This window comes from Gramella sp. AN32, from assembly GCF_023718305.1.
Classification (GTDB): domain Bacteria; phylum Bacteroidota; class Bacteroidia; order Flavobacteriales; family Flavobacteriaceae; genus Christiangramia; species Christiangramia antarctica.
Genome location: NZ_QEYO01000005.1, coordinates 92,226 through 117,066, shown reverse-complemented (window position 1 = coordinate 117,066; position 24,841 = coordinate 92,226). Strand labels below are relative to the sequence as shown.

The window sequence follows — 24,841 nt, the reverse complement described above, 5'->3', positions numbered from 1 at the left end:
ATTATCCCAAATTCTTTATACTCGCCCTTAATGTTTCAATTTTTGCCTCTGCATCGGCCTTTTTAGCCTTCTCCATCGCTACAACTTTTTCCGGGGCATTATTTACAAAACGCTCATTGGAAAGTTTCTTGTCTACAGATTTTAAAAATCCTTCCGTATAACTTAGCTCCTCCTGAAGTTTAGCCTTTTCAGAATCTACATCGATCGCTCCGGCAATAGGGATAAAATATTCATTAGAACGCACTCTAAAAGATAACGCACCTTCCACATTATTTTCGGTATAATTGAAAGTCTCGATATTTCCCATTTTTGAAATCACGCCATCATATTTCCTGGAATTTTTCTCATTCTGAAGCACCAAAAGATCAATAGTGTTTTTGAAAGAAATATTCTTTTCTTTTCTAATCTTTCTAATCCCTACAATCACTTCAGAAGCAATATTAAAATCTGAAATTAGGCTTGCATCAAAATTTGTTTCTTCCGGCCATTTAGAAATGATCAAAGCTTCTTCCGGGGTTCTTAAAGTTATCTCCTGCCAGATCTCTTCAGAAATAAAAGGCATAAACGGATGAAGAATTTTTAGATTGTTCTCCAATATCTTAATTCCCTCACCATAGGTTTTTTGATCAATGGGTTTTTCATATTCCGGTTTTATCATTTCCAAAAACCAACTGCAGTAATCATCCCAAATCAATTTATAGGTAGACATAAGCGCATCGCTCATTCTATATTTTGAATAATGATCTTCCAGTTCTTTTAAAGTCTGCTGAAATTTGGCATTATACCATTCCACAGCAATTTTTGAAGTTTTCGGTTGTTCAATTTCAGAAGAAATTTCCCAGCCTTTTATAAGTCGAAAGGCATTCCAAATTTTATTGGCGAAACCACTCCCCTGCTTGCACAGGTCTTCATCGAACATAAGATCGTTCCCTGCGGGTGAACTCAACAACATCCCTACCCGAACGCCATCAGCTCCATATTTTTTTATCAATCCCAGCGGATCTGGTGAATTACCCAGGGATTTGGACATTTTTCTTCTTTGCTTATCACGAACAATCCCCGTTAAATATACATTCTTAAAGGGTCTTTCACCACGATATTCATAACCGGCCATGATCATTCTTGCCACCCAGAAAAATAAAATTTCAGGTGCAGTCACAAGATCATTGGTAGGATAATAATACTGGATCTCTTTATTCTCAGGTTCAAGGATTCCATTAAAAACACTAATAGGCCATAACCAGGAAGAAAACCAGGTATCTAAAGCATCTTTATCCTGAGTAAGCTGATCAGCTACTAAATTTTCATTTCCTGAAGCGATTTTAGCCTTTTCAACAGCCTGTGCTAGAGTTTCAGCTACAACAAAATCATTTTTTCCGGGTCCATAGTAATAGGCCGGGATTTGCTGTCCCCACCACAGTTGCCGTGAAATATTCCAGTCTCGAACATTATCCATCCAATGGCGATACGTGCTTAAAAACTTATCGGGAACCAAATTGATATCATCGCCCACCACAGCATCTATGGCAGGTTTGGCCATTTCTTTCATCTTTAAAAACCACTGGTCGCTTAACCTGGGTTCGATAACCGCACCGGTTCTTTCGCTGGTTCCCACTTTATTTATATAGTCTTCACTTTTTGCAAGCGCACCGGAAAGTTCTAATTCTTCAACAATTTCAGCCCGGGCTTTAAATCGATCCTTTCCTTCATAATGCAAACCAAATGCATTTAGTGTAGCATCATCATGAAAGATATCAATAACTTCAAGGTTGTGTTTATCTCCAAGAACTTTATCATTTTCATCGTGCGCCGGGGTAACTTTTAAACAACCGGTACCAAATTCCACATCTACATATTCGTCTTCGATGATAGGAATGCTTCGATTACAAATGGGAACAATAGCTTTTTTTCCTTTTAAATGCCTGAATCGCTTATCATTTGGGTTGATACAAATTGCACTATCCCCAAAGATTGTCTCCGGCCTGGTGGTGGCTATAGTTAGGTGATCATTAGTCCCTTCAACTTTATACTTTAAAAAATAGAGTTTCCCCTGTCTTTCTTCATAATTCACTTCTTCATCGGAAAGGGTGGTTTTCGCCTGCGGATCCCAGTTTACCATACGATAACCGCGATAAATCAAACCCTTATCAAAAAGATCAATAAAAACTTTGATTACCGATTGGGACATATTTTCGTCCATGGTAAATTTTGTTCTTTCCCAATCACAGGAAGCTCCTAATTTTTTTAGTTGCTGTAAAATTATGCCACCGTGTTTATGGGTCCAATCCCAGGCATGTTCTAAAAATTCTTCCCTGGAAAGATCATTTTTATTAATGCCTTCCTCTTTAAGTTTGGCCACAACTTTCGCTTCCGTCGCGATAGAAGCATGATCGGTTCCCGGAACCCAGCAAGCATTCAAACCTTTTAATCTGGCCCTTCTAATGAGTACATCCTGAATCGTATTATTGAGCATGTGCCCCATATGCAATACCCCGGTCACATTCGGTGGCGGAATTACAATAGTATAAGGCTCCCTTGCATCTACTTCAGAATGAAAAAAATTATTTTCCATCCAGTATTCATACCACTTATCCTCTACCGATTCTGCATTATATTGTGAAGCAATTGCCATTTCTTGGTCTGATTTTTGAAATAATGGCAAAAGTAATTATTACCGGAGGATAAAAAAAGGTGAGCAATTAATTAAAATTTGAGGTTTCCTTAAAATAGGCCTATCTTTAATCTTCCGATCTAAATTAATAAATTATGAAAAAAGTAGTAGCTATAAGCATTTTCCTGATAGTAGGATTGGCTTCTGTTCAGGCTCAAAAAACAGCCAAAATGGAGTTCAAATCTGAAACCATCGATTATGGGGATATTAAAAAAGGCAGTGATGGATTGCGTGTTTTCGAGGTAAAAAATGTTGGAGACGCACCTTTAATCATCGAAGACGTGAAATCCAGCTGTGGTTGCACGGTGCCTACAAAACCTGAAGAACCTATTTTACCAGGGGAAACCGGTAAAATTGAAGTTAAGTATGATACGAACAGAGTAGGCCCAATTAGAAAAACGGTAACTGTTTATTCAAATTCTTCGGAACCCGTTAAAGCTTTAAAAATTAAAGGAACGGTAATCGATAGAGAATCCGGGAGTTAATTCCTGACAAAATAAATTTCAAAAAGCTTCCTTTTAGGGAGCTTTTTTTATTTGTTCCAGAATATAAAGCCTCAAGAGTTATTGAATCCTGACTAATTTTTGCAATTTTGCAAATCTAAAAATATTGTAATGCCAAAGATTTCTTTGAAAGGGCAGGAAATGCCAGAATCTCCAATAAGAAAATTAGTTCCATTTGCAGAAGCTGCGATAAAAAATGGAAAAAAAATATATCAGTTAAATATTGGTCAGCCCGATATTAAAACTCCCCAGGTAGCCCTGGATGCGGTAAAAAACCAGGATATAGAAGTTCTTTCTTATAGCCATTCCGCAGGTTTCGAGAGTTATAGAGAGAAGTTAGCTGCATACTATCAAAAAACAGCTATTCCGGTTAGCAAAAATGACATCATTATAAGTACCGGAGGGAGTGAAGCACTTTTATTTGCCATGGGGAGTATTACAGATCCTGGGGACGAAGTGATCATTCCGGAACCTTTTTATGCGAATTATAATGGATTTGCAACCGCTTCAGGAGTTAAAATTAGACCTATTGAATCTACAATTGAGAATAGCTTTGCCCTCCCTCCAATCTCAGATTTTGAAAAACTGATTTCAGAAAAAACCAAAGCGATATTAATTTGTAATCCCGGTAATCCAACCGGTTATTTATATACCGAAGAAGAAATTAAACAATTGGCGGCTTTAGCCATTAAACATGACCTGTTTATTATTTCTGATGAAGTCTATCGCGAATTCGCCTATGATGGACAAAAACACTTTTCCATCATGAGTTTACCGGAACTTTCGCAAAATGCGATTATGGTAGATTCGGTTTCTAAGCGATATAGCATGTGCGGCGCTCGAATTGGCTGTTTGGTATCAAAGAATCAAGAAGTTATTGCTACGGCGATGAAATTTGCCCAGGCGAGACTTAGCCCACCAACATTCGCACAGATTGCGGCGGAAGCGGCCCTGGATACTCCAGATAGTTATTTTGAGGAAGTGATTGAAGAATATGTGGCACGAAGAAATATTCTGGTTGAAGGCCTTGAAAAAATTGATGGTGTAAAAGTAGGGAAACCTAAAGGTGCTTTTTATTGCATTGCTGAATTACCCATTGAAGATGCCGATGATTTCGCAAGATGGTTACTGGAAGATTTTGAAGACGAGGGAGAAACGATTATGGTCGCACCTGCTGCCGGATTTTATTCTACTCCTAATACGGGAAAAAATCAAATTCGCATCGCCTATGTTCTGAAGAAAGAGGACTTAGAAAGGGCAATTATCATCCTGGAAAAAGCTTTAAAATCATATCTGAAAAAATAGTTAATGCGCATCCTGCGGAACTTTTCTTTAAAAAAATACAACAGTTTTGGTATTGAGGCCAGGGCTAGTAGATTTGTTTCGGTCCAAAAAATTGAGGATTTAAAAATCCTTCTTAGAGGAAGTTATGCTTCGGAAGTTTTTATCCTGGGTGGCGGAAGCAATATGCTTATTACCAAAGATATTCAGAAAACCGTTCTGCATATTGATCTAAGAGGAAAGGAAATTATTTCTGAAGATGATGATGAAGTAATTCTTAAAGTTTGCGCAGGTGAAAACTGGCATCAGCTTGTTTTGTATGCGATTGAGAAAGGTTATGGCGGGCTTGAAAACCTCTCCCTTATTCCCGGAAATGTAGGTACCTCTCCTATTCAGAATATTGGAGCGTATGGAGTTGAACTAAAAGATACTTTTCTAAAATGTGATACTTTAAATGTTCAAAGCCTGGAAGAAAAAGAATTCAGCCTGGAAGAATGTAAATTTGATTATCGAAATTCTGTTTTCAAGACAGAGCTTAAAGGGCAGTATATCATTACCGCGGTTTATTTTAGACTCACAAAACGAAATCACAAAAAAAATATTGAGTACGGTGCAATAAAAGAGGAACTAGAAAAAAATCATATTTCCTCACCTACTCCAAAGGATATTTCCAATGCCGTCATCGCCATTAGACAATCCAAATTACCCGATCCTAAAGAATTAGGAAATAGCGGTAGTTTTTTTAAAAATCCCGTTATTTCTATTGAAGATTTCAATAACATGAAGTCAAACTTTCCTGATATGCCCTCGTATCCAATTTCAGCTTCTGAAGTAAAAGTGCCCGCGGGCTGGTTGATAGATCAGGCTGGTTTAAAAGGATATCGTGATGGTGATGCCGGTGTTCATAAAAATCAGGCTTTGGTTCTGGTTAATTATGGCAATGCTTCTGGTGCCGATATTTTAAATCTTTCAGCAAAAATTCAGTCTACTGTAAAAGATAAATTTGGAATTGATCTGGAGCCTGAGGTAAATATTATATAAAAAAAGGAGGCTTTCGCCCCCTTCAATTTTTTTTAAAATTAACTCAACCCTTATTGAACTGGTTTTCTCATCACCACTGCATCAATAATATGAACAACTCCATTAGAAGCATCCACATCTGGCTGAATCACAGTCGCAGTATTTCCATTCTCGTCAGTCAGGATTACTTTATCCCCCTTTAAGGAGGCAACTAATTCTCCACCACCCATAGTAGATATTGTGTATTTTCCATCATTGTCATTGATCATTTCCACAAGTTCCTGAGAAGAAATTTCATCTTCAACTACATGATATTTAAGAACATCTCCAAGCTTGGATTTGTTTTTTTGTAACATTAGCGTATCAAGTGTAGCCTTTTTTACCTTGGCAAATGCACCATTATTTGGAGCAAATACCGTATAAGGTCCATCATCTGTTTTTAGAAGGGCAGCCATTTCAGCAGTTTGAAGTGCGCTTACCAAAGTACTCAAGGTGTCGGTTTCCATCGCTTTGGCAGCAATACTATTCGACTCCATTTCCATTTTTGCATTTTCAGCTTCCATTTCAGCCTCACGTTGGGCTTCCATTTCCATTTTCTCTTTTTCTGCCTTTTCTTTCTTACCATCATCGCAGGATGTAAAGATCATTGCAGAAGCAGCGAAAGACATTAATAATATTTTAAATTTCATAACTTTAGTTTTTGGTTATTAAGATTGCAAGGTATTGTGATAAACCCATGTAATAGAGGTATTTCGATTAAATTTTAGTTAAATTGTGTAAATGATTTATTAATTGACCAACCTACTTTCTGAAGCATTTAATTATTCTTATTTTTGCTTTATAATTATTACACGTAATGAAATTATTAATTCTTAGTATTATTTTATTGGGCCTTGCTTTTGCAGGAATTGCCATTAAAATTTGGGGAAAGAAGAATGGAAAATTCGCAGGTACCTGCGCAAGCCAAAACCCTTATTTAAATAAATCTGGTGAACCCTGCAGTTATTGCGGAAAGCTGCCAGACGAAATCTCTGATTGTTCAGAAACGTCTAAAGCGAGCTAAATAAATGGAATATATCCTTATTGGTGTATTTCTGGTGATTAGCCTCATAAATTTCATCTACTTTTTTTGTTTCTTTTCATTTGCTTTTTCGAAGCCGAAAAAAATTGTGAATACTAACATTCCCATTTCAGTAATCGTTTGTGCAAAAAATGAAGCTGAAAATCTTCGAAGTTTTATCCCCTCTATCCTCGATCAAAATTACCCGGATTTTGAAATAGTTATTATCAACGATGCTTCTTCAGATGATACTGAACAGGTTATTGAAGAATTTCAGAAAATTGATAAACGCATTAAATGCGTGAAGGTTGAAAATAATGAGGCATTTTGGGGAAATAAAAAATATGCTTTAACCCTGGGGATTAAAAAAGCAAAAAATACCCATTTACTTTTTACTGATGCAGATTGTGCGCCGCAAAGCAAAAACTGGATCTCCCATATGGCCAATGGGTTCCAACCGGGAATCCAGATGGTATTGGGCTATGGCGGCTATTTTCAGGATACCTCATCATTTTTAAATAAACTCATCAGGTATGAAACCCTGCTCACGGCGATCCAGTATTTTTCCTATGCAAAATTAGGCTCACCCTATATGGGAGTGGGGAGAAATTTGGCCTATACTTCCAGGTTATTCTATGAAATTAGAGGTTTTGCCAATCATTTACATTTGCGCTCAGGAGATGATGATCTTTTTGTAAACGAAGCCGGAACTTCAGGAAATACAACCTGTGTTTATGATTCTGAAGCTATTACCAGAAGTATCCCCAAGAAAAATTTTAAGGAATGGTATAATCAGAAAAGAAGACATGTCTCTGTCGCGGGACATTATCAGGTTAAACACAAATTACTTTTATCTTTATTCTATATTGCCAGGATTTGTTTTTGGTTATTTTTTATGCTAATGCTCATACTTCAAATTTTTCCAATACTTGTATTAAGTGTGTTGGGATTAAAGCTTATACTTGAAGGAATTGTTTATTTTAAAGCTGCACAAAAACTAAAAGAGGAGGATCTTGTATGGTTTTTCCCAATTTTCGACTTATTCCTTATAAGTATGCAAATGGCTATATTTATCTCGAATCTTAGTTCAAAACCTAAACATTGGAAATAGAATCTGATAAACTACTTCAGAGAATTCAGGAAGCCAAGCACGGCAACCAATCGGCTTTCAACTATTTACTGGATAATTTCTGGAATGATGTGTATGGCTTTCAGCTAAAAAAAACGCGTAACGAATACGAAGCGGAAGACATCAGCATTCAAACATTCTCCAAAGCTTTTAATAAGATCCACACTTTCGACGAAAATTATTCTTTTAGTACGTGGCTTATCGCTATATCCAAAAATATTCATATTGATCAAATTCGGAAGAAAAATGCTTCCATACGCTCCAATACTATTGTAGATGATGAGGAACGCGTTTATGAGATTGCAGATGAAACACCTTCAATTGAAGATAAATTGATCAAAGAACAGCATTTAGAACAATTACTGGCAGATATCAAGCAGTTAAAACCGCACTACCAGGAAGTGATCAACCTTCGCTTTTTTCAGGAAAAATCCTATAAAGAGATTGCTTCCTATTTAGATGAACCTTTGAATAACATTAAGGTAAAATTATTGAGAGCGAAAAAACTTTTAGCTGAAATAATCGATGCCCGAAAATCTTAAGGAAGGTTTCAAATCTTCTGTGGTCTAATTAAGCGTTTCGGCATATTATTGTATCTTTGAACCTCAGATTTTTTGCTATGATTACAGACGTTGCACCAGTAAAACCCAAAACTGAAAGAACCCCAAAACCTAAGTGGTTACGGGTAAAACTTCCAACCGGAAAAAAATACACCGAACTTAGAAATTTAGTTGATAAATACAATCTTCATACTATTTGCACCTCCGGTAGTTGCCCAAATATGGGGGAATGCTGGAGCGAAGGCACGGCCACTTTTATGATCCTGGGAAATATTTGCACCAGATCCTGTGGTTTTTGTGGAGTTAAAACCGGTAGACCGGAAACGGTAGATTGGGATGAGCCTGAAAAAGTTGCCAGATCCATCAAATTGATGCAAATAAAACATGCAGTTGTCACCAGCGTAGATCGCGACGACCTGAAAGATATGGGTTCTATAATTTGGGCTGAAACTATAAAAGCAATTCGTAGGATGAACCCAGATACTACTCTGGAAACTTTAATTCCCGACTTTCAGGGAAATGAACGAAATATTGACCGAATTGTGGAAGTGGCCCCTGAAGTGGTTTCCCATAACATGGAAACCGTAAAAAGACTGACCCGTGAAGTCAGGATTCAGGCAAAATACGACCGCAGTCTTGCGGTTTTAAAATATTTAAAAGATTCAGGGATCAATCGTACTAAATCTGGAATTATGCTAGGTTTAGGAGAGGAAGAAGGGGAAGTGATCCAGACGTTAGAAGATCTTAAAAATGCTGGCGTAGATGTGGTCACCATTGGCCAATATCTTCAGCCAAGCAAAAAACATCTTCCCGTTAAACAATTTATCACACCAGATCAATTTCAGAAATATGAAAAAATTGGTTTAGACCTGGGCTTCCGTCATGTAGAAAGCAGTGCATTGGTAAGGTCTTCTTATAAAGCTCAAAAACATATCAATTAAACGCAAATGCCTGAAGAAACTATCAATATTGCCATTAATGGGTTTGGCAGGATTGGGAGAAATTTATTTAGATGTTTAGTTGATCATCCCAGAATTAAGGTGGTTGCCATTAATGATGTTTATGACGCAAAAAGTTTAGCTCATTTACTCAAATATGATAGCATTCACGGGATTCTTAAAGCTAATATTTCCTCTTCTGAAAACCACATCATCTTTAATGGGATCGAAATTCCCTTATTAAATATCAAGGAACCCTCCCAAATTCCGTGGGATCAATACCATGTTGATTATGTTGTAGAAAGCACGGGTAAATTTAAAACTTCTGAAAGCTTAAAAGGGCACCTAAAAGAAGGTGTGAAGAAGGTGATCTTATCGGTTCCTCCTGAAGGCGATGATATTAAAATGGTTGTTTTGGGAGTAAATGACCATATTTTAGATGGTTCAGAAAAAATAATTTCCAACGCATCCTGTACCACCAACAATGCCGCGCCAATGCTAAAGGTGATCCACGATCATTTTAAAATTAAACAGGCATACATCACCACAGTACATTCTTATACTTCAGATCAAAGCCTTCACGACAAACCACATTTTGATTTAAGAAGGAGCAGGGCTGCGACGCAGTCAATAATCCCCACTACCACCGGTGCCGCAAAAGCGTTAACTAAAATTTTTCCAGATCTAAGCGACGTAATTGGAGGTTGTGGAATTCGGGTTCCTGTACCTAATGGATCACTTACAGATATGACCTTAAATATTGAAAATGAAACCAATATCGACGAAATCAACCAATTATTTAAGAAGGCGGCAGAAAATAATTTAAGAAATATTCTAGAATATACTGAAGATCCCATTGTTTCCATCGATATTATCAATAACAGCAATAGCTGCGTGTTTGACGCGAAAATGACTTCTGTGATCGGTGGAAAAATGATAAAATTGATTGGCTGGTATGATAATGAAATTGGATATTCTTGTCGCCTTATCGATTTAATTTCACTCATTAACGATATTTAGCTATATTTAAAGCTTTAAAGCGGTTAGCTATTTTCCCAAATGAAGAGTTTGAAAATTTTTCTATTATCATTATGTTGCATCCTAAATTTTGGCTTTCAGGAGATAAAGATTAACGAAAAAAATCCCTCTCCAGAGGCAATCGCAGCACTTCTTAATAATGCAGAGAATTCTATCGATATGATGGAATTCGATAGAGCCCAAGATCAGCTTAATAAAGCTTTAGATCTGGCTACGCGTATAGATCACAAAAGATATATTGCTTATTCAAGTAGTATCCTGGCCCGTATGTACCATATTCGTCATGAATTTGATCAAGCGGGGACCCAACTTCAAAGGGCGATGAATATTCAACGGGATATTAACGATGAAGCCGGCCTCTCTTATTCGTATATTTTAAATTCGAAAATTCTTAATTCTAAAGGAGACTATGATACTGCTTTGGAATATCTGGATCTTGCTCAGAAATATTATGAAAAGACAAATAACGAGCAACAATTAGGTTTGGTGGCTTTAAATCGCGGTGTAATAAAACTTAACCGTCCTAAATCGAGACAGCAGGCACTAAGCGATCTTAACAATGCCAAAATTTATTTGTTGAATTCTGATAATCCTAACAATTACGAAATTTCAAGGTTATATTATTTTTCGGCCAGGGCAAATATTTATGCGGGAGATTTTGTTAAGGCTGAAGCAGATGCTGAAAAAGCTTTAGAGTACGCTGAAAATTTTAATTATGTGGGGATGCGGATGTATAGCTACGGAATTTTAAGTGAAATATCTGAGCGAAGAAATAATCCGCAACAAGCACTCGCTTATCTTAAGAAAATGAATGAGGTTAGCGATGCAGTTGTCGATATGAACAATGAGGCATTCGCAAAAGAAGCAAATGCTAAATTTGGAGTTGAGTCCTTAAAATCAACCGTAGACGAATTAACGCAACAAAATGCAGAGCAGGAAAGAAATCTGAAAGTAAACAAACTTACCACCATTTTAAGTGTCGCATTAATAACAATTCTCTCCCTTCTCACCTTATCGCTTTATAAAAACAATAATTTAAGGGCGAGGGCAAATGAATTGCTTCAGAAGAAAAATTCTGAATTAACTGTAGCCAAGGAAAATGCTGAAAAGGCTTCTATGGCCAAAGCACAATTCCTTTCCACTATAACCCATGAATTAAGAACCCCCTTATATGCGGTTACAGGCTTAACTCATTTATTGTTGGAAGAAAGTCCTACGGAAAGCCAGAAGGAACACTTAAATTCCCTGAAGTTTTCCGGAGAATATTTATTGTCTCTGATCAATAATATTCTTGATCTGAATAAACTCGAAGCCAATAAAGTTGAAATTGTAGACTCTACATTTAATCTTGAAAAAAGAATATCTGATGTCCTCATTGCGCTTAAAAATTCAGCTGATGAAAGGAATACCCAACTACACCTAAACTTCGATAAGCGAATTCCAAAAAAATTAGTTGGTGACCCTCTAAAGATCTCACAGATTTTAATCAACCTTATTGGAAACTCTATTAAGTTTACTGAAAATGGGAATATCTGGATTTCAGTTATTCGAATGAAGCAGGACAAGAAAAATATCTACCTTCAATTTGAAGTAAAAGATGACGGAGAAGGAATTGGAAAAGAAAAACAAAAATCTATTTTTGAGAATTTCACCCAGGGATCTACACAAATCAATAGAAAATTTGGTGGGACAGGACTTGGGCTTAGTATTGTAAAGAATCTATTAACGCTACTTAATAGTGAAATTCAACTGGAAAGTGAGCTGGGACAGGGTTCAAAATTTTCTTTTGACCTTAAATTTACTGCAGCGGAAGTCGATGAACTGGCAGAAGCAGACACTCCTGCTTTGGTAGATGAAAGCACCCTTACCAATGATATGATGAAAAATAAGCATATTCTTGTGGTTGAGGATAACAAAATCAACCAAATGATTACGCGAAAAATTCTGGAGAAAAATGATGTGATTTGTGATGTTGCCGATAATGGATCTATTGCCGTAGAAAAGGTGCAGAATAACAAGTTCGATTTGATCCTTATGGATATTCACATGCCTGGAATTAGCGGCATCGAGGCGACCATTTTAATTAGAAAGTTCAACCAGGATATTCCAATTATCGCGCTTACTGCCGTAACCCTTGATGAAAATTTGGATGAATTCTACCTTAACGGCTTTAACGATATTATCCCGAAGCCATATAAAACTGAAGAGTTTTTCCATAAGATCAATAAATATCTGGCCTTGAGGGAAGCTACTGTCTAGTTTTTTCCGCTTGTATTTCTGAAAACCTTACTTTTAATAAATTTTCAAATCCTTCAGCATCCTGAAGGATTTTTGTTTTAATAGGCAAATAATAAAGTTGCTCCTGCGGGAGCACTTCTTTGAGCCGCATATAATCTTTTTCTGTAGTCAGAATTTTAGGATATTGAGAAAGCTCCTGGACCTCTTTTTCGGAAAAATTATGATGATCTGGAAATCTCTTATGCTTCAGGTCAATTCCTAAATTTCTCAAATATTCAAGCAAAGGATTCGGGTTGGCAATTCCGGTAACCAGCGTAAAATTTTCAAAATTTAAGTCATCAAATTTCTTTTCCCCTTCTGAAGAAATAATTTTTTCAGAATAATCTATACTGCTGAAAAACAACTGCTGTGATTTTTTAATTTGTAAGGATTCTGAAATTTTCTGTTTTTTACTTTCGGAAAGATTGACGGGACATTTTGTTACCACGATAATTTCAGCACGTTCAGCTCCAGATTTGGATTCCCTAAGGTTTCCCGCTGGAAGCACCAGATCTTTGGAATACAATTCATCATAAGTGGTAAGGAGAATATATAAATCGGCCTTTACCTTTCTATGCTGGTAAGCGTCATCCAGTAAAATTAGATCGGGTTGCTGGCGCATTAAATTTTCTATTCCCTCAACCCTATTGGCATCTACCGCAATCTTTGCCTTTGGGAATTTTAATTTGAATTGTAAAGGTTCGTCGCCCACATCAGCAGCAATATCATCAACTTTCAATAACCTAAAACCTTTAGTTTTTCTTTTATATCCGCGGCTTAAAACTGCCACAGAATTTTCCTCAATAAATAAATCGAGCAAATATTCAATCATTGGCGACTTTCCAGTACCTCCAACACTAAGGTTCCCTACGGCAATTATTGAAACCTGAAAAGTGGCCGAATGAAAAATGCCTTTTTCGTAAGCGAAATTTCTCGTTCGGGTTATCCCGTCATAAAGAATCGATAATGGAAAAAGCAATTTCCTGAAATTGGACATTTTTGGGGTTTAGAATATTTATATTTGATCTCTTATGTTGAAAACCAACCGCAGGCTAAATTATTAAATTATGACCATAAAAGAAGTAATTGCGATTATTGAAGAATTCGCTCCCTTAGATTATGCTGAAGATTTTGATAATGTGGGATTACTGGTAGGCGATCAAAATGAGGATATTAAAGGGGCATTGATTACGCTCGATACGCTTGAAGCCACGGTAGATGAAGCGATTCAAAAAAAATGTAACCTAATTATCAGTTTTCATCCCATCATTTTTTCTGGTTTAAAAAAACTTACGGGAAAGGATTATGTGCAACGAACGGTTTTAAAAGCCATAAAAAATAATATTGCCATATATGCAATTCACACGGCTTTAGATAACCATATCGAAGGTGTAAATGATATGATTGCAGAAAAATTGGGCTTAACTGACCGAAAAATTTTAATTCCACGAAATAACACAATTAAGAAACTAACCACTTATGTTCCGGTAAAAGAAGCTGAAAAGGTAAGAAATGCGCTTTTTAGGGCAGGTGCGGGTAATATTGGCAATTATGAAGAATGTAGTTTTAATATTACTGGAGAAGGATCATTTAAGGCCAATAAAAAAGCCAATCCGGTAGTTGGGGAAAAAGGAAAAACTCATTTTGAAAAAGAGATTCAAATTGGAATTACCTATCCAAAACACCGGGAAAGTGAAATTTTAACCAGCCTATTTCAAAGTCATCCCTACGAAGAGGTCGCTTATGAAATTCATACGCTGGAAAATCCAAATCAGCATATAGGAATGGGGATGACTGGAACTTTAGCTGAAGCAAAACCTGAAAAAGAATTTTTAGAACAAGTAAAAGAAACCTTTAATTGTGGTTGCATCCGCCATTCCGAATTCTTAAATAAACCTATTCAAAAAGTAGCCGTATTAGGAGGGAGTGGTGCATTTGCCATAACCAGTGCGAAGGCTGCCGGAGCTGACATATTTCTTACTGCAGATCTTAAATATCACGATTTTCATAAAGCCGAAAAAAAACTGGTAGTTGCCGATATTGGACACTATGAAAGTGAGCAGTTTACAAAAAATTTATTATATTCTTTTCTAACCAAAAAAATTAGTACTTTTGCGCTTGTTTTAGCAGATACAAACACCAATCCAATCAACTATTTATAATATGGCGAAAAAAAACGATGTTACTGTAGAAGAGAAATTAAGATCATTATACGATCTTCAGTTGGTAGATTCCAGAATAGACGAAATTAGAAATGTACGTGGGGAATTACCTTTAGAAGTTGAAGATCTTGAAGATGAAGTAGCAGGTTTAAACAGACGTTTGGAGAAATTAGATGCTGATATTGAAGTGATTGATAATGATATCAAGAACAAGAAAAATCAGATCGACGAGTCAAAAACTACCATTAAAAAATATTCTGAGCAACAAAAAAATGTTCGAAATAACCGGGAATTCAATGCTTTAAGCAAAGAAGTTGAATACCAGGAATTAGAAATGGAACTTGCTGATAAGCATATTAAAGAATACAAAGCTAAGATTGAGCAAAAGAAAGAAGTTATTGCCCAAACAAAAGAAAAATTAGCTGAACGCGAAGCCCACCTTAAACATAAAAAGGGGGAACTGGATGAGATCTTAAAAGAAACTGAAAAAGAAGAACAGGCGCTTTTAAAGAAATCTAAAGAATTCGAAGAAAAAATTGAAGAGCGTTTAGTAATTGCTTATAATAGAATTAGAAGCAATGTAAAAAACGGCCTGGCCGTAGTTCCGGTTGAACGTGGAGCTTCAGGAGGTTCATTCTTTACCATTCCACCACAGATAATCATGGAAATTGCAGGACGCAAAAAAATTATTACCGATGAGCACAGTGGCCGAATCCTGGTAGACGGTGACCTTGCCAAAGAAGAGCAGGAAAAAATGCAGGGAATGTTCAAGAAATTCTAGAACACCCTTTTAAAATAAATTAACTGCCTGAAAATTAACAGTAGAATCTAAGGATTTGAAGTATAATTTTCAGGCTGTTTTTTTACTTACGGCTCAAACTTCTGCCTACCACTATCCCTTAACAAGTATTTCACATTTGTCTTTTTATAAAGAGGTATCTTTATAAAAACAAGATTATGAAAAAATTAGTTCTACTGATCTTTATTTCGGCTTTGTTGTTTTCATGTAAAAATAATTCCGAAAAAAATGAAGATAAAAGTCCTGAAACTGAGATTCTTTCAGAAGGAAATGACCTTAGAAATACTGATCAAATTGAAAATGGCAATATTAATACTACTTCAACACCTGGGCGGACAAAAAAAGATACTATTTCTCTAGATTCTACACCCAATAATAGGCCAACCGATAATCCTACTATTAATACTACTATAGCATCAGGAACTTATATAAGAACCAATGGTGGCAGTACTTGTAATTGTAACTGCCTGGATATCGCTTTAAATAACACTTCCGAATTGTGCCTTGTTCCAAACGAAATTTATATTAATGCCCGCTATGAAAAAGTTGGCAATAATATTGAGGTGTACTATTCAGGAAATTCAGCTAAAACCACGAAGAAGGATTTGCCCTGGAATAAATTTGATAAAACAGTTCCCATTGCAATTTTAACTTCCAATGGAAATACAAGTGAATTAGACTGGAAAGGTTTCAGCATGAATGGGGAAGTTGCTGTTGATTACGCCTTATTAGGCAAAAAAAATCTTGAAGGAAGCTATAAAAAACAATAAAATGAAATTTATTTATTTAAACATTCTAACCTTAATTTTCCTTGCCTGCGGTAACGCAAACGGAAATCAATCTGTAACCAAACCCGAAATCGCCAATGCGGAACCGGTAAAGGTAGAGGCAGAAAATGGCATGGAAAAGGCATATTTTGCCAGCGGATGCTTTTGGTGCGTTGAAGCTATCTATGAAAGCGTGGAAGGTGTGCAGGAAGCTATATCAGGTTATGCCGGAGGTCATACCCAAAATCCAACCTATGAAGCGAGTAACACAGGTAATACCGGGCATGCGGAAGCTGTTGAAATTATTTACGATCCCAATGTGGTAAGTTTTGAGACTTTAGTACGTGTATATTTTGGTTCACAAAATCCAACCCAAGCAAATGGCCAGGGTCCCGATCGCGGTTCTCAGTATCGTTCCATTATCTTTTTTCAAAATCAGGAACAGAAAAATATTATTGAAAAAGTGAAGGCGGAAGTGGCAAAAGAATATAAAGACCCTATTGCTGCTGAAATTTTACCTTTTCAAAAATTTTGGGTTGCCGAGGATTATCATCAAAATTATGAGAAAAATAATCCGGGAAATCCATATATACAGAATGTTTCCATCCCCAGGTTGGAGAAATTTAAAGCTAAATTTCCTGATATTTTAAAAGAAGGAACCCATTAAATAAATAGTGCTCTATGAGCGCTATTTTATTTGTTTAATCTTTCGATGGTGAGCAGGATCTCTTTTTCAACTTCTTCAGAATCCCATTTGGTTTTAATATTTGGAATGGTCATGATGCTGTCCATCACCGCTTTTTGCAAATCACCTATTTGTAAGGCTTCTGCATAAGGATGATCTGAAAAAGTTACTCGGGAATACAAGGGAACCCATTGATTGGGATGCTTTTCTGCAAATCTTTTTTCGATTTTTTTCCGAAGGAGAAACATGGGATCGGCAGTTTTGCTGCTCATCTCGACAAAATTTCTATAGCTTAATTCTGAAATTGCATCGGCATTTGTTTTTCGCTCATTTTGGTACTCCTGAAAAATCATTTCCCAGTCATCACCATATTTATTCATTTTCTCGTTCAATACAGAAATATCTTCAAAACCTGCATTCATTCCCTGACCGTAAAAAGGAACAATCGCATGTGCACTATCACCAACCAGGGTGATTTTATCATAATAAGACCAGGGAAAACATTTAATGGTGACCATGGCACTTGTGGGATTATTAAAAAAATCCCTCTTCAAATTTGAAATTTCATGCTTTATATCTGGAAAATATTTTTCAAAAAACTGGTCGGCTTCGCCTTCGGTTTTAATACTTTCAAAAGAAACCTCACCTTCAAACGGCATAAATAAAGTACAGGTAAAGCTTCCATTTAAATTGGGCATGGCAATTAGCATAAACTCGCCACGCGGCCAGATATGGAAAGATGCCTTATCCAATTTATGGGATCCATCTTCATTGGCAGAAATCGTTAATTCCTTATAGCCCACATCTATGAAGTGCTGGGAATAATCAAAGCGGGATTGCCGTTGCATTTTATGCCTTATCCTGGAAAAAGCACCATCTGCCCCAAATATGAGATCAAATTGATATTCTTTCCATTCGCTTTTTTCAGATTCCCCAGAATACAATTTTGCTTCACGCATATCAACATCCCAGATTTTTTCTTCAAATTTGAAAACAGCGCCGGCTTTTTCGGCAAGATCGATCATTCTTCTGTTTAAAACGCCTCTGGAAATTGAATAAATTGCCTCCCCTTCTCCCCCATATTTCTGAAAATAAAGCTCCTTTCCCTCAACGTGCATGGCTCGCTTATCAAGAGGCAAAGCCAGTTTTCTAATTTCATCTTCTATTCCCGCACCTCTTAAGGCTTTCCAACCTCTGTTGGACATCGCCAGATTTATAGACCTTCCTGAAAATTCTACTTTTCTAACATCTTGCCTACGATCAAAAACAGTTACATGATGTCCCTGATTTCTAAGAAAAATTGCCAACAAAGATCCAACCAGACCAGACCCTACAATTGCCACACTTTTTTGCTGCTGCATGAATTATGTAAATTGGAAAATGAATTTCCATTAGTATTTCAAAATTACTTAATAATATTCAAAACAAGAGTGTTATCAGCAAAATCAGGCATTTTCAAAGACACTTGGATTTAGTTTATTATAACCTTAACAGCGGTTTTGCATGAATACGGTTAATTTTAAAAGAAATTAAAAAATATGAAAAGCGAAAACCAACCACTCTTGCAGAGTTTCCAATTAGGAGATATCGAATTAAAAAACAGGGTGATTATGGCCCCAATGACCAGGAACCGTGCAAATAATGATGGTAATACTCCCACCGATTTGCATGTGGAATATTATAGACAAAGGGCAGGGGCAGGCTTAATAATCACTGAAGGCTCACAGGTTTCCAGCAGAGCCGTAGGTTATATAAATACTCCAGGAATTTATACCGAAGAACAGGTAGCCGGCTGGAAAAAAGTTACTGAAGCAGTTCATAAAGAAGGTGGAAAAATATTTTGCCAGCTTTGGCATTGCGGAAGGATTTCCCATCCAAAATTTCATGATGGTGAGAAACCCCTTGCCCCAAGCGCTGTAAATCCCGAAGAGCAGGTTTTTACTCCAGATGGGCAGGAATCTACACAAGAACCTAAAGAAATGACCGTTCAGGAAATTCAGGAAACCGTGCAGGAATTTAAACATGCTGCAGAAATGGCCAAAAATGCCGGTTTCGATGGCGTGGAAATTCATTCTTCCAATGGATATTTATTCCATCAGTTCTTTAATAAGAATTCGAATAAAAGGACTGATGACTATGGTGGGGATAAGGCAAACCGGGCCAGATTTTTCTTTGATGTACTGGAAGCAATTACTGAAATTTGGCCGGAAAACAGGATTGGCTGCAGGTTCAATCCATCATTAAATGGTGTATTCGGAATTACCGCTACTGAAGACAGCATTGAAACTTTCGACTATATCATCAATAAACTAAACGCCTACGATCTGGCCTACGTTCATTTATCTGAACCATTTACCGATGTGAGCGATATTGATTACCTGGTTTCAGAAATTGCTAAACACTACCGTCCCATTTATCATGGGAATTTAATGATCAACGGGGGATTTGACCAGGAGTCTGGAAATGCGGTGATCGAAAATGGAAATGCAGACCTGGTTTCTTATGCAAAACTCTTTATTTCGAATCCAGATCTTCCTAACCGATTTGAAAATAACTGGCCCATGGCCGAGTGGGATAATGATACTTTTTATACGCCGGGCAAAAAAGGTTATACCGATTATCCGGCTTACGAAGAAGAAGTAACCGAAAAATCTTAATTTTAGTAGTATTAGGTTAAAAGCTGTTAAGTAATAGGAGCTTAAAAATGAGATATTTTATTTTAGTAGAAATTTAAATTAGAAAATTATGGATCAGGAAAAATTAGATCATATGAGATCTGTACAGAACAAGCTTGAGGATATTAAGAATTCTCAGGAAAGTATTATTGATAAAATTAATCACGTTATAACCGACTTGTTCCAACATCCCGATAAAGAATTGGAAAAGGTAATGGAAGATGCCCATCAAAAAGCATCTGATAATGTTGATGCAGTTCGTGAGGCAATGGAAGATTACGAAATGCGCATTAATAAATTGGAAAATCAGGATTAATTTAAAACCTCTTTAACAAGGTTTAATTATCCTCTTTATAACTTAAGGTCAGTTTTAAAACTGGCCTTTTTTATTGATTATGAAACATATAAACAAACAGGAAATTGAACAGATGGAAAATATCTTCCGTTTGAACTTAATAAATAGTTGTACTGGATATAAGTCTGCTAATTTACTGGCGACAAAATCTAAAGATGGGCTATCCAATGTCGCGGTGTTTAGTTCAGTAACACATTTAGGCAGTAATCCCGCTATGCTGGGATTTATTACCAGACCAACGGCAGTTCCAAGAAATACGCTTAAGAATATTAAAGAAACCGGTTTTTTTACGGTTAATCATATCCATGAAAAAATGATTCGTCAGGCACATCAGACAGCAGCTAAATATGAAGAGGAAATTTCAGAATTTCATAAAACTGGGCTTGAAGAACAATACCTGGATGAATTCTATGCGCCTTATGTGGAAGAGTCTGAAATAAAAATAGGATGTAAATATTTGAATGAGTATAAAATAAAAGAGAATAACACTCTTTTAGTGGTGGCTCAAATAGAACATATTTATTTTGAGGAAGAAATCCAGGCAACTGATGGATGGCTTCGCCTGGACGATGCCGGAACGGTTGCTATTGATGGGCTGGATGGATATGCCCTGCCAGCTTTATTGGATCGGTTTCATTATGCGCGACCTGAACAGGCGGTAAAATCTTTCTTTTCTGAAGGCCACTAAAAAGTAGAAGATGCCTTCCCTTTTAACAGCCTATTCCGGGATTTCCTTGATGAGCATGAAGAAGTTTTCCACAACAATCAGCGTATAAACATAATGTTGAACTTACTGGAAAATAAGAATCCTCAAGAATTAGAAAAATTAAAAAGAAGAGCTCAGGATATTATATCCAATCTTTCAACATTTTAGTATATTAAGTTAAATCAAGGTTAAATAGAAAACAAGGGGCAGGCACTTTCCTTAATTTAGTTCTGTGTTTAAGAAAAACATACAACAACTCAACTAATTATTAACTAACTGCAACCTTCATAAAGTTGCTTTAAAATCAACCAAAATGAGAGATCTTATCTGGCTTATTATTGTTCTATTGATAATTGGATGGTTAATTGGATATTTTGCTTTTCCAGATTTAGGAAGCATTATCCACATTCTAATTGTTATCGCTGTAATTTTAATTCTTTATAAATTACTTACAGGACGTCGATTATAATAGACTAAAATTTCATACAAACCCTTTGATTTTTTCAAAGGGTTTTTTTATTTGCAGACATTTCAACCTTTAAAACACTTTTTAGAAATTTTATGCTTACGCCCTAATATTAGTATCTTTATACTGACTAAGAAATTACACTATGAAAAAATTACTTATAATTTCAGTTTTGAGCATTACCTTATTTAGTTGTAATGATTCAAAAAAAACTGAAGAAATGGATAAAAATCCAGATTTGACCGTACAGGATAAAATTGCTATGGCCAATGGCTTTGAAAAATTTGATAGTATTAGCCAGCTAAAATTTACGTTTAATGTAAAAGTAGAAGATTCATTACGTTCAAGCCGCAGGTGGACCTGGAATATTAAGGAAGGAAAAATTAGCCTTACTGAAAAAGACAGCACTATGAGCTATACCAAAAAGGATAGTTTAGCTGATGATAAAAAATATATTGATGAACGGTTTGTAAATGATTCTTACTGGCTCTTATTCCCTTACCAGTTAAAATGGTCGAATGCAGAGTATAGTGAAGTGAAAAAGGCCAATGCCCCTATAAGTGGTGATGAATTACAAATGATGAGCGTAAAATATCCTTCAGATGGTGGTTATACACCGGGCGATACCTATGATATCTATTTCGATGATGATTACATGATTAAAGAATGGGTTTATAAAGCTTCAGGTGGCGGAAGGGAAATGGCGACAACCTGGGAAGATTATCAAAATTTTGATGGGGTAAAAATTGCTAAAAAGCATAAAACGAAAGATGGCAATTTCGAATTATATTTTACAGATATTGAGGTAAATGATTAAAACTTACAAAGGAAGCAATCGTCTCCTTTTTTTATGTCTTTAAAATTGCTTCTTTTAAAATTTGTCCGAATTCATACACATCCTCATAGGAGCAATATAAAGGAACAGGCGCCAATCGAATTACGTTGGGTTCGCGCCAATCCAAATAAACACCTTTTTCCATTAAATATTTAAATACCTCCTTGCCTTCCCCATGAAGAAACACTGATAACTGGGTACCTCTTTGATCCTGATCTTTCGGAGTAATAATCTCAAAATTGCTATCAACCTCCTTACCAATTTCGTGAAGAACAAATTCAAGAAAACTAACCATAGTATTTCTTTTTTTGATGATCGCTTCCATTCCAACTTCATCAAACATTTCCAATGACGCCAGATAGGGTGCTAAAGCCAAAACAGGTGCATTGCTAATTTGCCATGCATGGGCATTTGGCTCAGGCTGGAATTCAGGTTCCATTAAAAAACGCCGATCTTTACTATGTCCCCACCAGCCTTCAAATCTTGGAATGTCTTTTTTATTATGGTATTTTTCATTGATAAAACATCCTGAAGCATTTCCAGGCCCAGAATTCATATATTTATAACTGCACCAGGCAGCAAAGTCTACCTTCCATTCATGCAGCTTTAAATCAATATTACCGGCAGCATGGGCGAGGTCCCAACCTACAAAAGCCCCTACTTCATGTCCTGCTCTAGTTATTGCTTCCATATCGAAGACCTGGCCGGTATAATAATTTACCCCACCAATTAAAACTAAAGCGCACTCCTCTCCTACTTCATTTATTTTCGAAATTATATCTTCTGTTCTAAAATTGTGTTCCCCATCACGTTTTTTGATTTGAACAATTGCATCTTCAGGATCATAACCATGAAACCGAACCTGGCTCGAGATCATATATTGATCACTGGGAAAAGCCTTTTCTTCACAAATTATTTTAAAACGCTTCGCAGTAGGACGATAAAAGGAAACCATCAGCAGATGTAAATTGACCGTGAGCGTATTCATAACGGTAACTTCTGAAGGTTTTGCTCCCACAACCTTTGCCAGTTTCCCTGAAAACCTTTCATGATAATCCCACCAGGATTTTTCAGCATAAAAATGTCCTTCAACGCCCAAATTTGCCCAATCATCCATAATTTCCAAAACATATTTTCTCGCGGTTTTGGGTTGTAAGCCTAAAGAGTTTCCCACAAAATAGATCACCTTTTTTCCATTTACTTTCGGAAAAATAAATTCATCTCTATAGCGATTTAAGGGATCTTTTTTATCCAGATTTTGGGCGAATTCCCGACTATTTTTAAATTGCATACGTTGAATTTTGGTAAAAATACAATTTCGATTCAAAAGAAATAATCCTGAGAAGCTTGATTAAATTGATAATTTTGCTAAAAAAGCAGTTATGCATTTCCTTCCGAAGAAAATAGATGATTATATTGTGGCACATTCTGAAAAAGAGCCTGAACTTTTATCTGAGCTCTCCCGGGAAACGAACCAGAAAATCCTTCAGCCAAGGATGCTTAGCGGACACTACCAGGGGAGAATTTTAAGTATGCTCTCCAAAATCATCAATCCGTTAAAGATTCTGGAAATAGGGACCTATACCGGTTATTCCGCATTATGCCTGGCGGAAGGTTTGAAAAAAGAAGGAACATTGCATACTATTGATGTGGATGAGGAATTGTATGACTTTCAGAAGAAATATTTTGAAAAATCTATTTATAAAAATCAGATCCAACAACATCTTGGAGATGCAATCGAAATCATTCCCAACCTCAATGAAAAATTTGACCTTGTTTTTATTGATGCAGATAAACCCAACTATCCAAACTACTTCAATTTGATCATCGATAAAATAAATCCTGGAGGTATCATTCTATCAGACAATGTTTTATGGAGTGGAAAAGTGGCTGATAAGGTGAAACAAGACGATATTTCAACTTTGGCTCTTTTAAAATATAATAAAATTCTAGCTGAAGATTCGCGGTTGGAAACTGTAATCCTACCCATTAGAGACGGACTTACGATTTCAAGGGTTATCTAACAATCCTGTCTTCAAATTTTTTATAAAGCTGAAAAAACAAGAAAGCCATGGTGATTCCCACGATCATGCCCACGATAACATCACTGGGATAGTGTACACCTACGTAAATTCTACTCAATACAAATATGATTGGCCATAAGTAGGCAAGATAGATCCATTTGAATTTATGGGCCAGAACAAGGACGAGAAAGGTAGTTGCTGCAAAGGATGTGGAAGAGTGGCCTGAGAAAAAACTATAATTTACCGGTTCCTGCAATATTCGAATTAACTCCTTAAGACTTGGGTTATTATTGGGCCTTGCCCTTACAAAGAAACTTTTTACAAGATTTGTAAAACCCCAGGTCGCAAATACTGTGATTAAAAGACTAATCATTGCATATAAACCTTTCTTCCAGTGGAAGGCAACAAAAAATAAGGCAAAAAATATAAGATATAAAGGAATCCAGTGTCGCGGATTGGTCACAAAAATCCAGAAAGAATCGTATTGTTCTATCCCCAGATTATTGAGAAAAATAAACAGATCTCTATCCCACTGCTTAATTTGCTCCAACATTTATGATAATAATTAAAGTTTACGCTTTACCGATCCGGCAATTTCGTCAATATCACCTTTTACCTTATCGATTTCCCCTCGAATATCCTTGGTAAAATCAGTATCTATACCCTGCTTATCAGCGCTTTTCTGAATTTCACTTTTAATATCATTGGAAGCATTTTTAACAGCTTTCATTCCTTTACCCAGCCCGCGGGCGATTTCAGGAATTTTATCGGCGCCAAAAACCATCACCAAAATAAACAAGATGAAGCCAATCTCCGCACCACTTATAAATAAAGGTATCATATGCATAGGGATCAAATATAATTACAAATTTAATCATAAAAAAAGCCGA

General features: G+C 36.3%; 26 protein-coding genes. 19 read left to right on the top strand and 7 right to left on the bottom strand.

Annotated features, from left to right (window positions below):
- Position 1: 1 nt before the first annotated feature.
- Complete coding sequence (locus DHD80_RS07765; protein WP_251740593.1) at positions 2-2,632, bottom strand: valine--tRNA ligase; 2,631 nt, start codon at positions 2,630-2,632, stop codon at positions 2-4.
- A 134-nt stretch (positions 2,633-2,766) separates the two neighbouring features.
- Here DHD80_RS07765 and DHD80_RS07760 point away from each other — a divergent pair, with 134 nt between their 5' ends.
- From DHD80_RS07760 to murB, 3 genes are all read left to right on the top strand, one after another.
- Positions 2,767-3,156 carry a DUF1573 domain-containing protein gene (locus DHD80_RS07760; protein WP_251740592.1) on the top strand — a complete coding sequence of 130 codons (390 nt, stop codon included), beginning with the start codon at positions 2,767-2,769 and terminating at the stop codon, positions 3,154-3,156.
- 129 nt (positions 3,157-3,285) lie between these two features.
- Positions 3,286-4,479, top strand: a complete 1,194-nt coding sequence (locus tag DHD80_RS07755) for a pyridoxal phosphate-dependent aminotransferase (protein ID WP_251740591.1) — start codon at positions 3,286-3,288, stop codon at positions 4,477-4,479.
- Between the two features lie 3 nt (positions 4,480-4,482).
- Positions 4,483-5,496, top strand: a complete 1,014-nt coding sequence (gene murB / locus DHD80_RS07750) for a UDP-N-acetylmuramate dehydrogenase (protein ID WP_251740590.1) — start codon at positions 4,483-4,485, stop codon at positions 5,494-5,496.
- A gap of 50 nt (positions 5,497-5,546) precedes the next feature.
- On the opposite strand, the gene DHD80_RS07745 is transcribed toward murB, so the two are convergent.
- A complete protein-coding gene (locus tag DHD80_RS07745) occupies positions 5,547-6,164 on the bottom strand; it encodes a fasciclin domain-containing protein (RefSeq protein ID WP_251740589.1) in 618 nt (205 codons plus the stop codon).
- A gap of 167 nt (positions 6,165-6,331) precedes the next feature.
- Here DHD80_RS07745 and DHD80_RS07740 point away from each other — a divergent pair, with 167 nt between their 5' ends.
- From DHD80_RS07740 to DHD80_RS07715, 6 genes are all read left to right on the top strand, one after another.
- Positions 6,332-6,538: a membrane or secreted protein gene (locus tag DHD80_RS07740; protein WP_251740588.1), complete on the top strand. Its 207-nt coding sequence runs from the start codon at positions 6,332-6,334 to the stop codon at positions 6,536-6,538.
- A gap of 106 nt (positions 6,539-6,644) precedes the next feature.
- Complete coding sequence (locus DHD80_RS07735) at positions 6,645-7,646, top strand: glycosyltransferase (protein WP_347709962.1); 1,002 nt, start codon at positions 6,645-6,647, stop codon at positions 7,644-7,646.
- Complete coding sequence (locus DHD80_RS07730; protein ID WP_251740586.1) at positions 7,637-8,206, top strand: RNA polymerase sigma factor; 570 nt, start codon at positions 7,637-7,639, stop codon at positions 8,204-8,206. The genes DHD80_RS07735 and DHD80_RS07730 overlap by 10 nt, the downstream gene beginning before the upstream one ends.
- Positions 8,207-8,283: 77 nt before the next feature.
- Positions 8,284-9,165: a lipoyl synthase gene (lipA, locus tag DHD80_RS07725; RefSeq protein ID WP_251740585.1), complete on the top strand. Its 882-nt coding sequence runs from the start codon at positions 8,284-8,286 to the stop codon at positions 9,163-9,165.
- Between the two features lie 6 nt (positions 9,166-9,171).
- The gene (gene gap / locus DHD80_RS07720; RefSeq protein ID WP_251740584.1) at positions 9,172-10,182 is read left to right on the top strand and encodes a type I glyceraldehyde-3-phosphate dehydrogenase; all 1,011 of its coding nucleotides are present in this window, start codon (positions 9,172-9,174) and stop codon (positions 10,180-10,182) included.
- A 39-nt stretch (positions 10,183-10,221) separates the two neighbouring features.
- A complete protein-coding gene (locus DHD80_RS07715; protein ID WP_251740583.1) occupies positions 10,222-12,459 on the top strand; it encodes an ATP-binding protein in 2,238 nt (745 codons plus the stop codon).
- Here DHD80_RS07715 and lpxK read toward each other — a convergent pair.
- A complete protein-coding gene (gene lpxK, locus DHD80_RS07710) occupies positions 12,449-13,474 on the bottom strand; it encodes a tetraacyldisaccharide 4'-kinase (protein WP_251740582.1) in 1,026 nt (341 codons plus the stop codon). The two genes, DHD80_RS07715 and lpxK, sit on opposite strands and share 11 nt — an antisense overlap.
- A 70-nt stretch (positions 13,475-13,544) precedes the next feature.
- On the opposite strand from lpxK, the gene DHD80_RS07705 reads away from it, so the two are divergent.
- From DHD80_RS07705 to msrA, 4 genes are all read left to right on the top strand, one after another.
- On the top strand, positions 13,545-14,639 hold the full coding sequence (locus DHD80_RS07705) for a Nif3-like dinuclear metal center hexameric protein (RefSeq protein ID WP_251740581.1): 1,095 nt from the start codon (positions 13,545-13,547) through the stop codon (positions 14,637-14,639).
- Position 14,640: 1 nt separating this feature from the next.
- Positions 14,641-15,420 (top strand): C4-type zinc ribbon domain-containing protein, encoded by a 780-nt coding sequence (locus DHD80_RS07700; RefSeq protein ID WP_251740580.1) that lies wholly within the window; start codon positions 14,641-14,643, stop codon positions 15,418-15,420.
- A gap of 176 nt (positions 15,421-15,596) precedes the next feature.
- Complete coding sequence (locus tag DHD80_RS07695) at positions 15,597-16,208, top strand: hypothetical protein (RefSeq protein WP_251740579.1); 612 nt, start codon at positions 15,597-15,599, stop codon at positions 16,206-16,208.
- 1 nt (position 16,209) lies between these two features.
- The gene (gene msrA / locus DHD80_RS07690; RefSeq protein WP_251740578.1) at positions 16,210-16,872 is read left to right on the top strand and encodes a peptide-methionine (S)-S-oxide reductase MsrA; all 663 of its coding nucleotides are present in this window, start codon (positions 16,210-16,212) and stop codon (positions 16,870-16,872) included.
- 26 nt (positions 16,873-16,898) lie between these two features.
- On the opposite strand, the gene DHD80_RS07685 is transcribed toward msrA, so the two are convergent.
- Complete coding sequence (locus DHD80_RS07685; protein ID WP_251740577.1) at positions 16,899-18,251, bottom strand: NAD(P)/FAD-dependent oxidoreductase; 1,353 nt, start codon at positions 18,249-18,251, stop codon at positions 16,899-16,901.
- A gap of 177 nt (positions 18,252-18,428) precedes the next feature.
- On the opposite strand from DHD80_RS07685, the gene DHD80_RS07680 reads away from it, so the two are divergent.
- The 5 genes from DHD80_RS07680 (at position 18,429) to DHD80_RS07660 (ending at position 21,909) form a co-directional block, all read left to right on the top strand.
- Positions 18,429-19,547: an alkene reductase gene (locus tag DHD80_RS07680; RefSeq protein ID WP_251740576.1), complete on the top strand. Its 1,119-nt coding sequence runs from the start codon at positions 18,429-18,431 to the stop codon at positions 19,545-19,547.
- An 88-nt stretch (positions 19,548-19,635) separates the two neighbouring features.
- Positions 19,636-19,881 (top strand): hypothetical protein, encoded by a 246-nt coding sequence (locus DHD80_RS07675; RefSeq protein WP_251740575.1) that lies wholly within the window; start codon positions 19,636-19,638, stop codon positions 19,879-19,881.
- A 79-nt stretch (positions 19,882-19,960) separates the two neighbouring features.
- A complete protein-coding gene (locus DHD80_RS07670) occupies positions 19,961-20,608 on the top strand; it encodes a flavin reductase (RefSeq protein WP_251740574.1) in 648 nt (215 codons plus the stop codon).
- 331 nt (positions 20,609-20,939) lie between these two features.
- Positions 20,940-21,095, top strand: coding sequence for a lmo0937 family membrane protein (locus tag DHD80_RS07665; protein WP_251740573.1), 156 nt, complete (start codon positions 20,940-20,942; stop codon positions 21,093-21,095).
- Positions 21,096-21,237: 142 nt separating this feature from the next.
- Positions 21,238-21,909, top strand: coding sequence for a hypothetical protein (locus DHD80_RS07660; protein ID WP_251740572.1), 672 nt, complete (start codon positions 21,238-21,240; stop codon positions 21,907-21,909).
- Between the two features lie 31 nt (positions 21,910-21,940).
- Here DHD80_RS07660 and kynU read toward each other — a convergent pair whose 3' ends face one another.
- Positions 21,941-23,218, bottom strand: coding sequence for a kynureninase (gene kynU / locus DHD80_RS07655; protein WP_251740571.1), 1,278 nt, complete (start codon positions 23,216-23,218; stop codon positions 21,941-21,943).
- 91 nt (positions 23,219-23,309) lie between these two features.
- Between kynU and DHD80_RS07650 the strand changes: the two genes are divergently transcribed.
- Positions 23,310-23,951 carry an O-methyltransferase gene (locus tag DHD80_RS07650; protein ID WP_251740570.1) on the top strand — a complete coding sequence of 214 codons (642 nt, stop codon included), beginning with the start codon at positions 23,310-23,312 and terminating at the stop codon, positions 23,949-23,951.
- On the opposite strand, the gene DHD80_RS07645 is transcribed toward DHD80_RS07650, so the two are convergent.
- On the bottom strand, positions 23,944-24,504 hold the full coding sequence (locus DHD80_RS07645; RefSeq protein ID WP_251740569.1) for a phosphatase PAP2 family protein: 561 nt from the start codon (positions 24,502-24,504) through the stop codon (positions 23,944-23,946). The genes DHD80_RS07650 and DHD80_RS07645 overlap by 8 nt on opposite strands.
- 12 nt (positions 24,505-24,516) lie before the next feature.
- Positions 24,517-24,798 (bottom strand): twin-arginine translocase TatA/TatE family subunit, encoded by a 282-nt coding sequence (locus DHD80_RS07640; protein ID WP_251740568.1) that lies wholly within the window; start codon positions 24,796-24,798, stop codon positions 24,517-24,519.
- Between the last annotated feature and the right edge of the window lie 43 nt (positions 24,799-24,841).

Coding starts and splice junctions, on each gene's coding strand:
- DHD80_RS07645 (WP_251740569.1), bottom strand. CDS start 24,504: ATGTTGGAGCAAATTAAGCAGTGGGATAGAGATCTGTTTATTTTTCTC.
- DHD80_RS07765 (WP_251740593.1), bottom strand. CDS start 2,632: ATGGCAATTGCTTCACAATATAATGCAGAATCGGTAGAGGATAAGTGG.
- DHD80_RS07740 (WP_251740588.1), top strand. CDS start 6,332: ATGAAATTATTAATTCTTAGTATTATTTTATTGGGCCTTGCTTTTGCA.
- murB (WP_251740590.1), top strand. CDS start 4,483: ATGCGCATCCTGCGGAACTTTTCTTTAAAAAAATACAACAGTTTTGGT.
- lpxK (WP_251740582.1), bottom strand. CDS start 13,474: ATGTCCAATTTCAGGAAATTGCTTTTTCCATTATCGATTCTTTATGAC.
- DHD80_RS07755 (WP_251740591.1), top strand. CDS start 3,286: ATGCCAAAGATTTCTTTGAAAGGGCAGGAAATGCCAGAATCTCCAATA.
- DHD80_RS07760 (WP_251740592.1), top strand. CDS start 2,767: ATGAAAAAAGTAGTAGCTATAAGCATTTTCCTGATAGTAGGATTGGCT.
- DHD80_RS07680 (WP_251740576.1), top strand. CDS start 18,429: ATGAAAAGCGAAAACCAACCACTCTTGCAGAGTTTCCAATTAGGAGAT.
- DHD80_RS07670 (WP_251740574.1), top strand. CDS start 19,961: ATGAAACATATAAACAAACAGGAAATTGAACAGATGGAAAATATCTTC.
- msrA (WP_251740578.1), top strand. CDS start 16,210: ATGAAATTTATTTATTTAAACATTCTAACCTTAATTTTCCTTGCCTGC.
- DHD80_RS07700 (WP_251740580.1), top strand. CDS start 14,641: ATGGCGAAAAAAAACGATGTTACTGTAGAAGAGAAATTAAGATCATTA.
- gap (WP_251740584.1), top strand. CDS start 9,172: ATGCCTGAAGAAACTATCAATATTGCCATTAATGGGTTTGGCAGGATT.
- DHD80_RS07660 (WP_251740572.1), top strand. CDS start 21,238: ATGAAAAAATTACTTATAATTTCAGTTTTGAGCATTACCTTATTTAGT.
- DHD80_RS07745 (WP_251740589.1), bottom strand. CDS start 6,164: ATGAAATTTAAAATATTATTAATGTCTTTCGCTGCTTCTGCAATGATC.
- DHD80_RS07640 (WP_251740568.1), bottom strand. CDS start 24,798: ATGCATATGATACCTTTATTTATAAGTGGTGCGGAGATTGGCTTCATC.
- DHD80_RS07695 (WP_251740579.1), top strand. CDS start 15,597: ATGAAAAAATTAGTTCTACTGATCTTTATTTCGGCTTTGTTGTTTTCA.
- DHD80_RS07715 (WP_251740583.1), top strand. CDS start 10,222: ATGAAGAGTTTGAAAATTTTTCTATTATCATTATGTTGCATCCTAAAT.
- DHD80_RS07675 (WP_251740575.1), top strand. CDS start 19,636: ATGGATCAGGAAAAATTAGATCATATGAGATCTGTACAGAACAAGCTT.
- kynU (WP_251740571.1), bottom strand. CDS start 23,218: ATGCAATTTAAAAATAGTCGGGAATTCGCCCAAAATCTGGATAAAAAA.
- DHD80_RS07665 (WP_251740573.1), top strand. CDS start 20,940: ATGAGAGATCTTATCTGGCTTATTATTGTTCTATTGATAATTGGATGG.
- lipA (WP_251740585.1), top strand. CDS start 8,284: ATGATTACAGACGTTGCACCAGTAAAACCCAAAACTGAAAGAACCCCA.
- DHD80_RS07705 (WP_251740581.1), top strand. CDS start 13,545: ATGACCATAAAAGAAGTAATTGCGATTATTGAAGAATTCGCTCCCTTA.
- DHD80_RS07650 (WP_251740570.1), top strand. CDS start 23,310: ATGCATTTCCTTCCGAAGAAAATAGATGATTATATTGTGGCACATTCT.
- DHD80_RS07685 (WP_251740577.1), bottom strand. CDS start 18,251: ATGCAGCAGCAAAAAAGTGTGGCAATTGTAGGGTCTGGTCTGGTTGGA.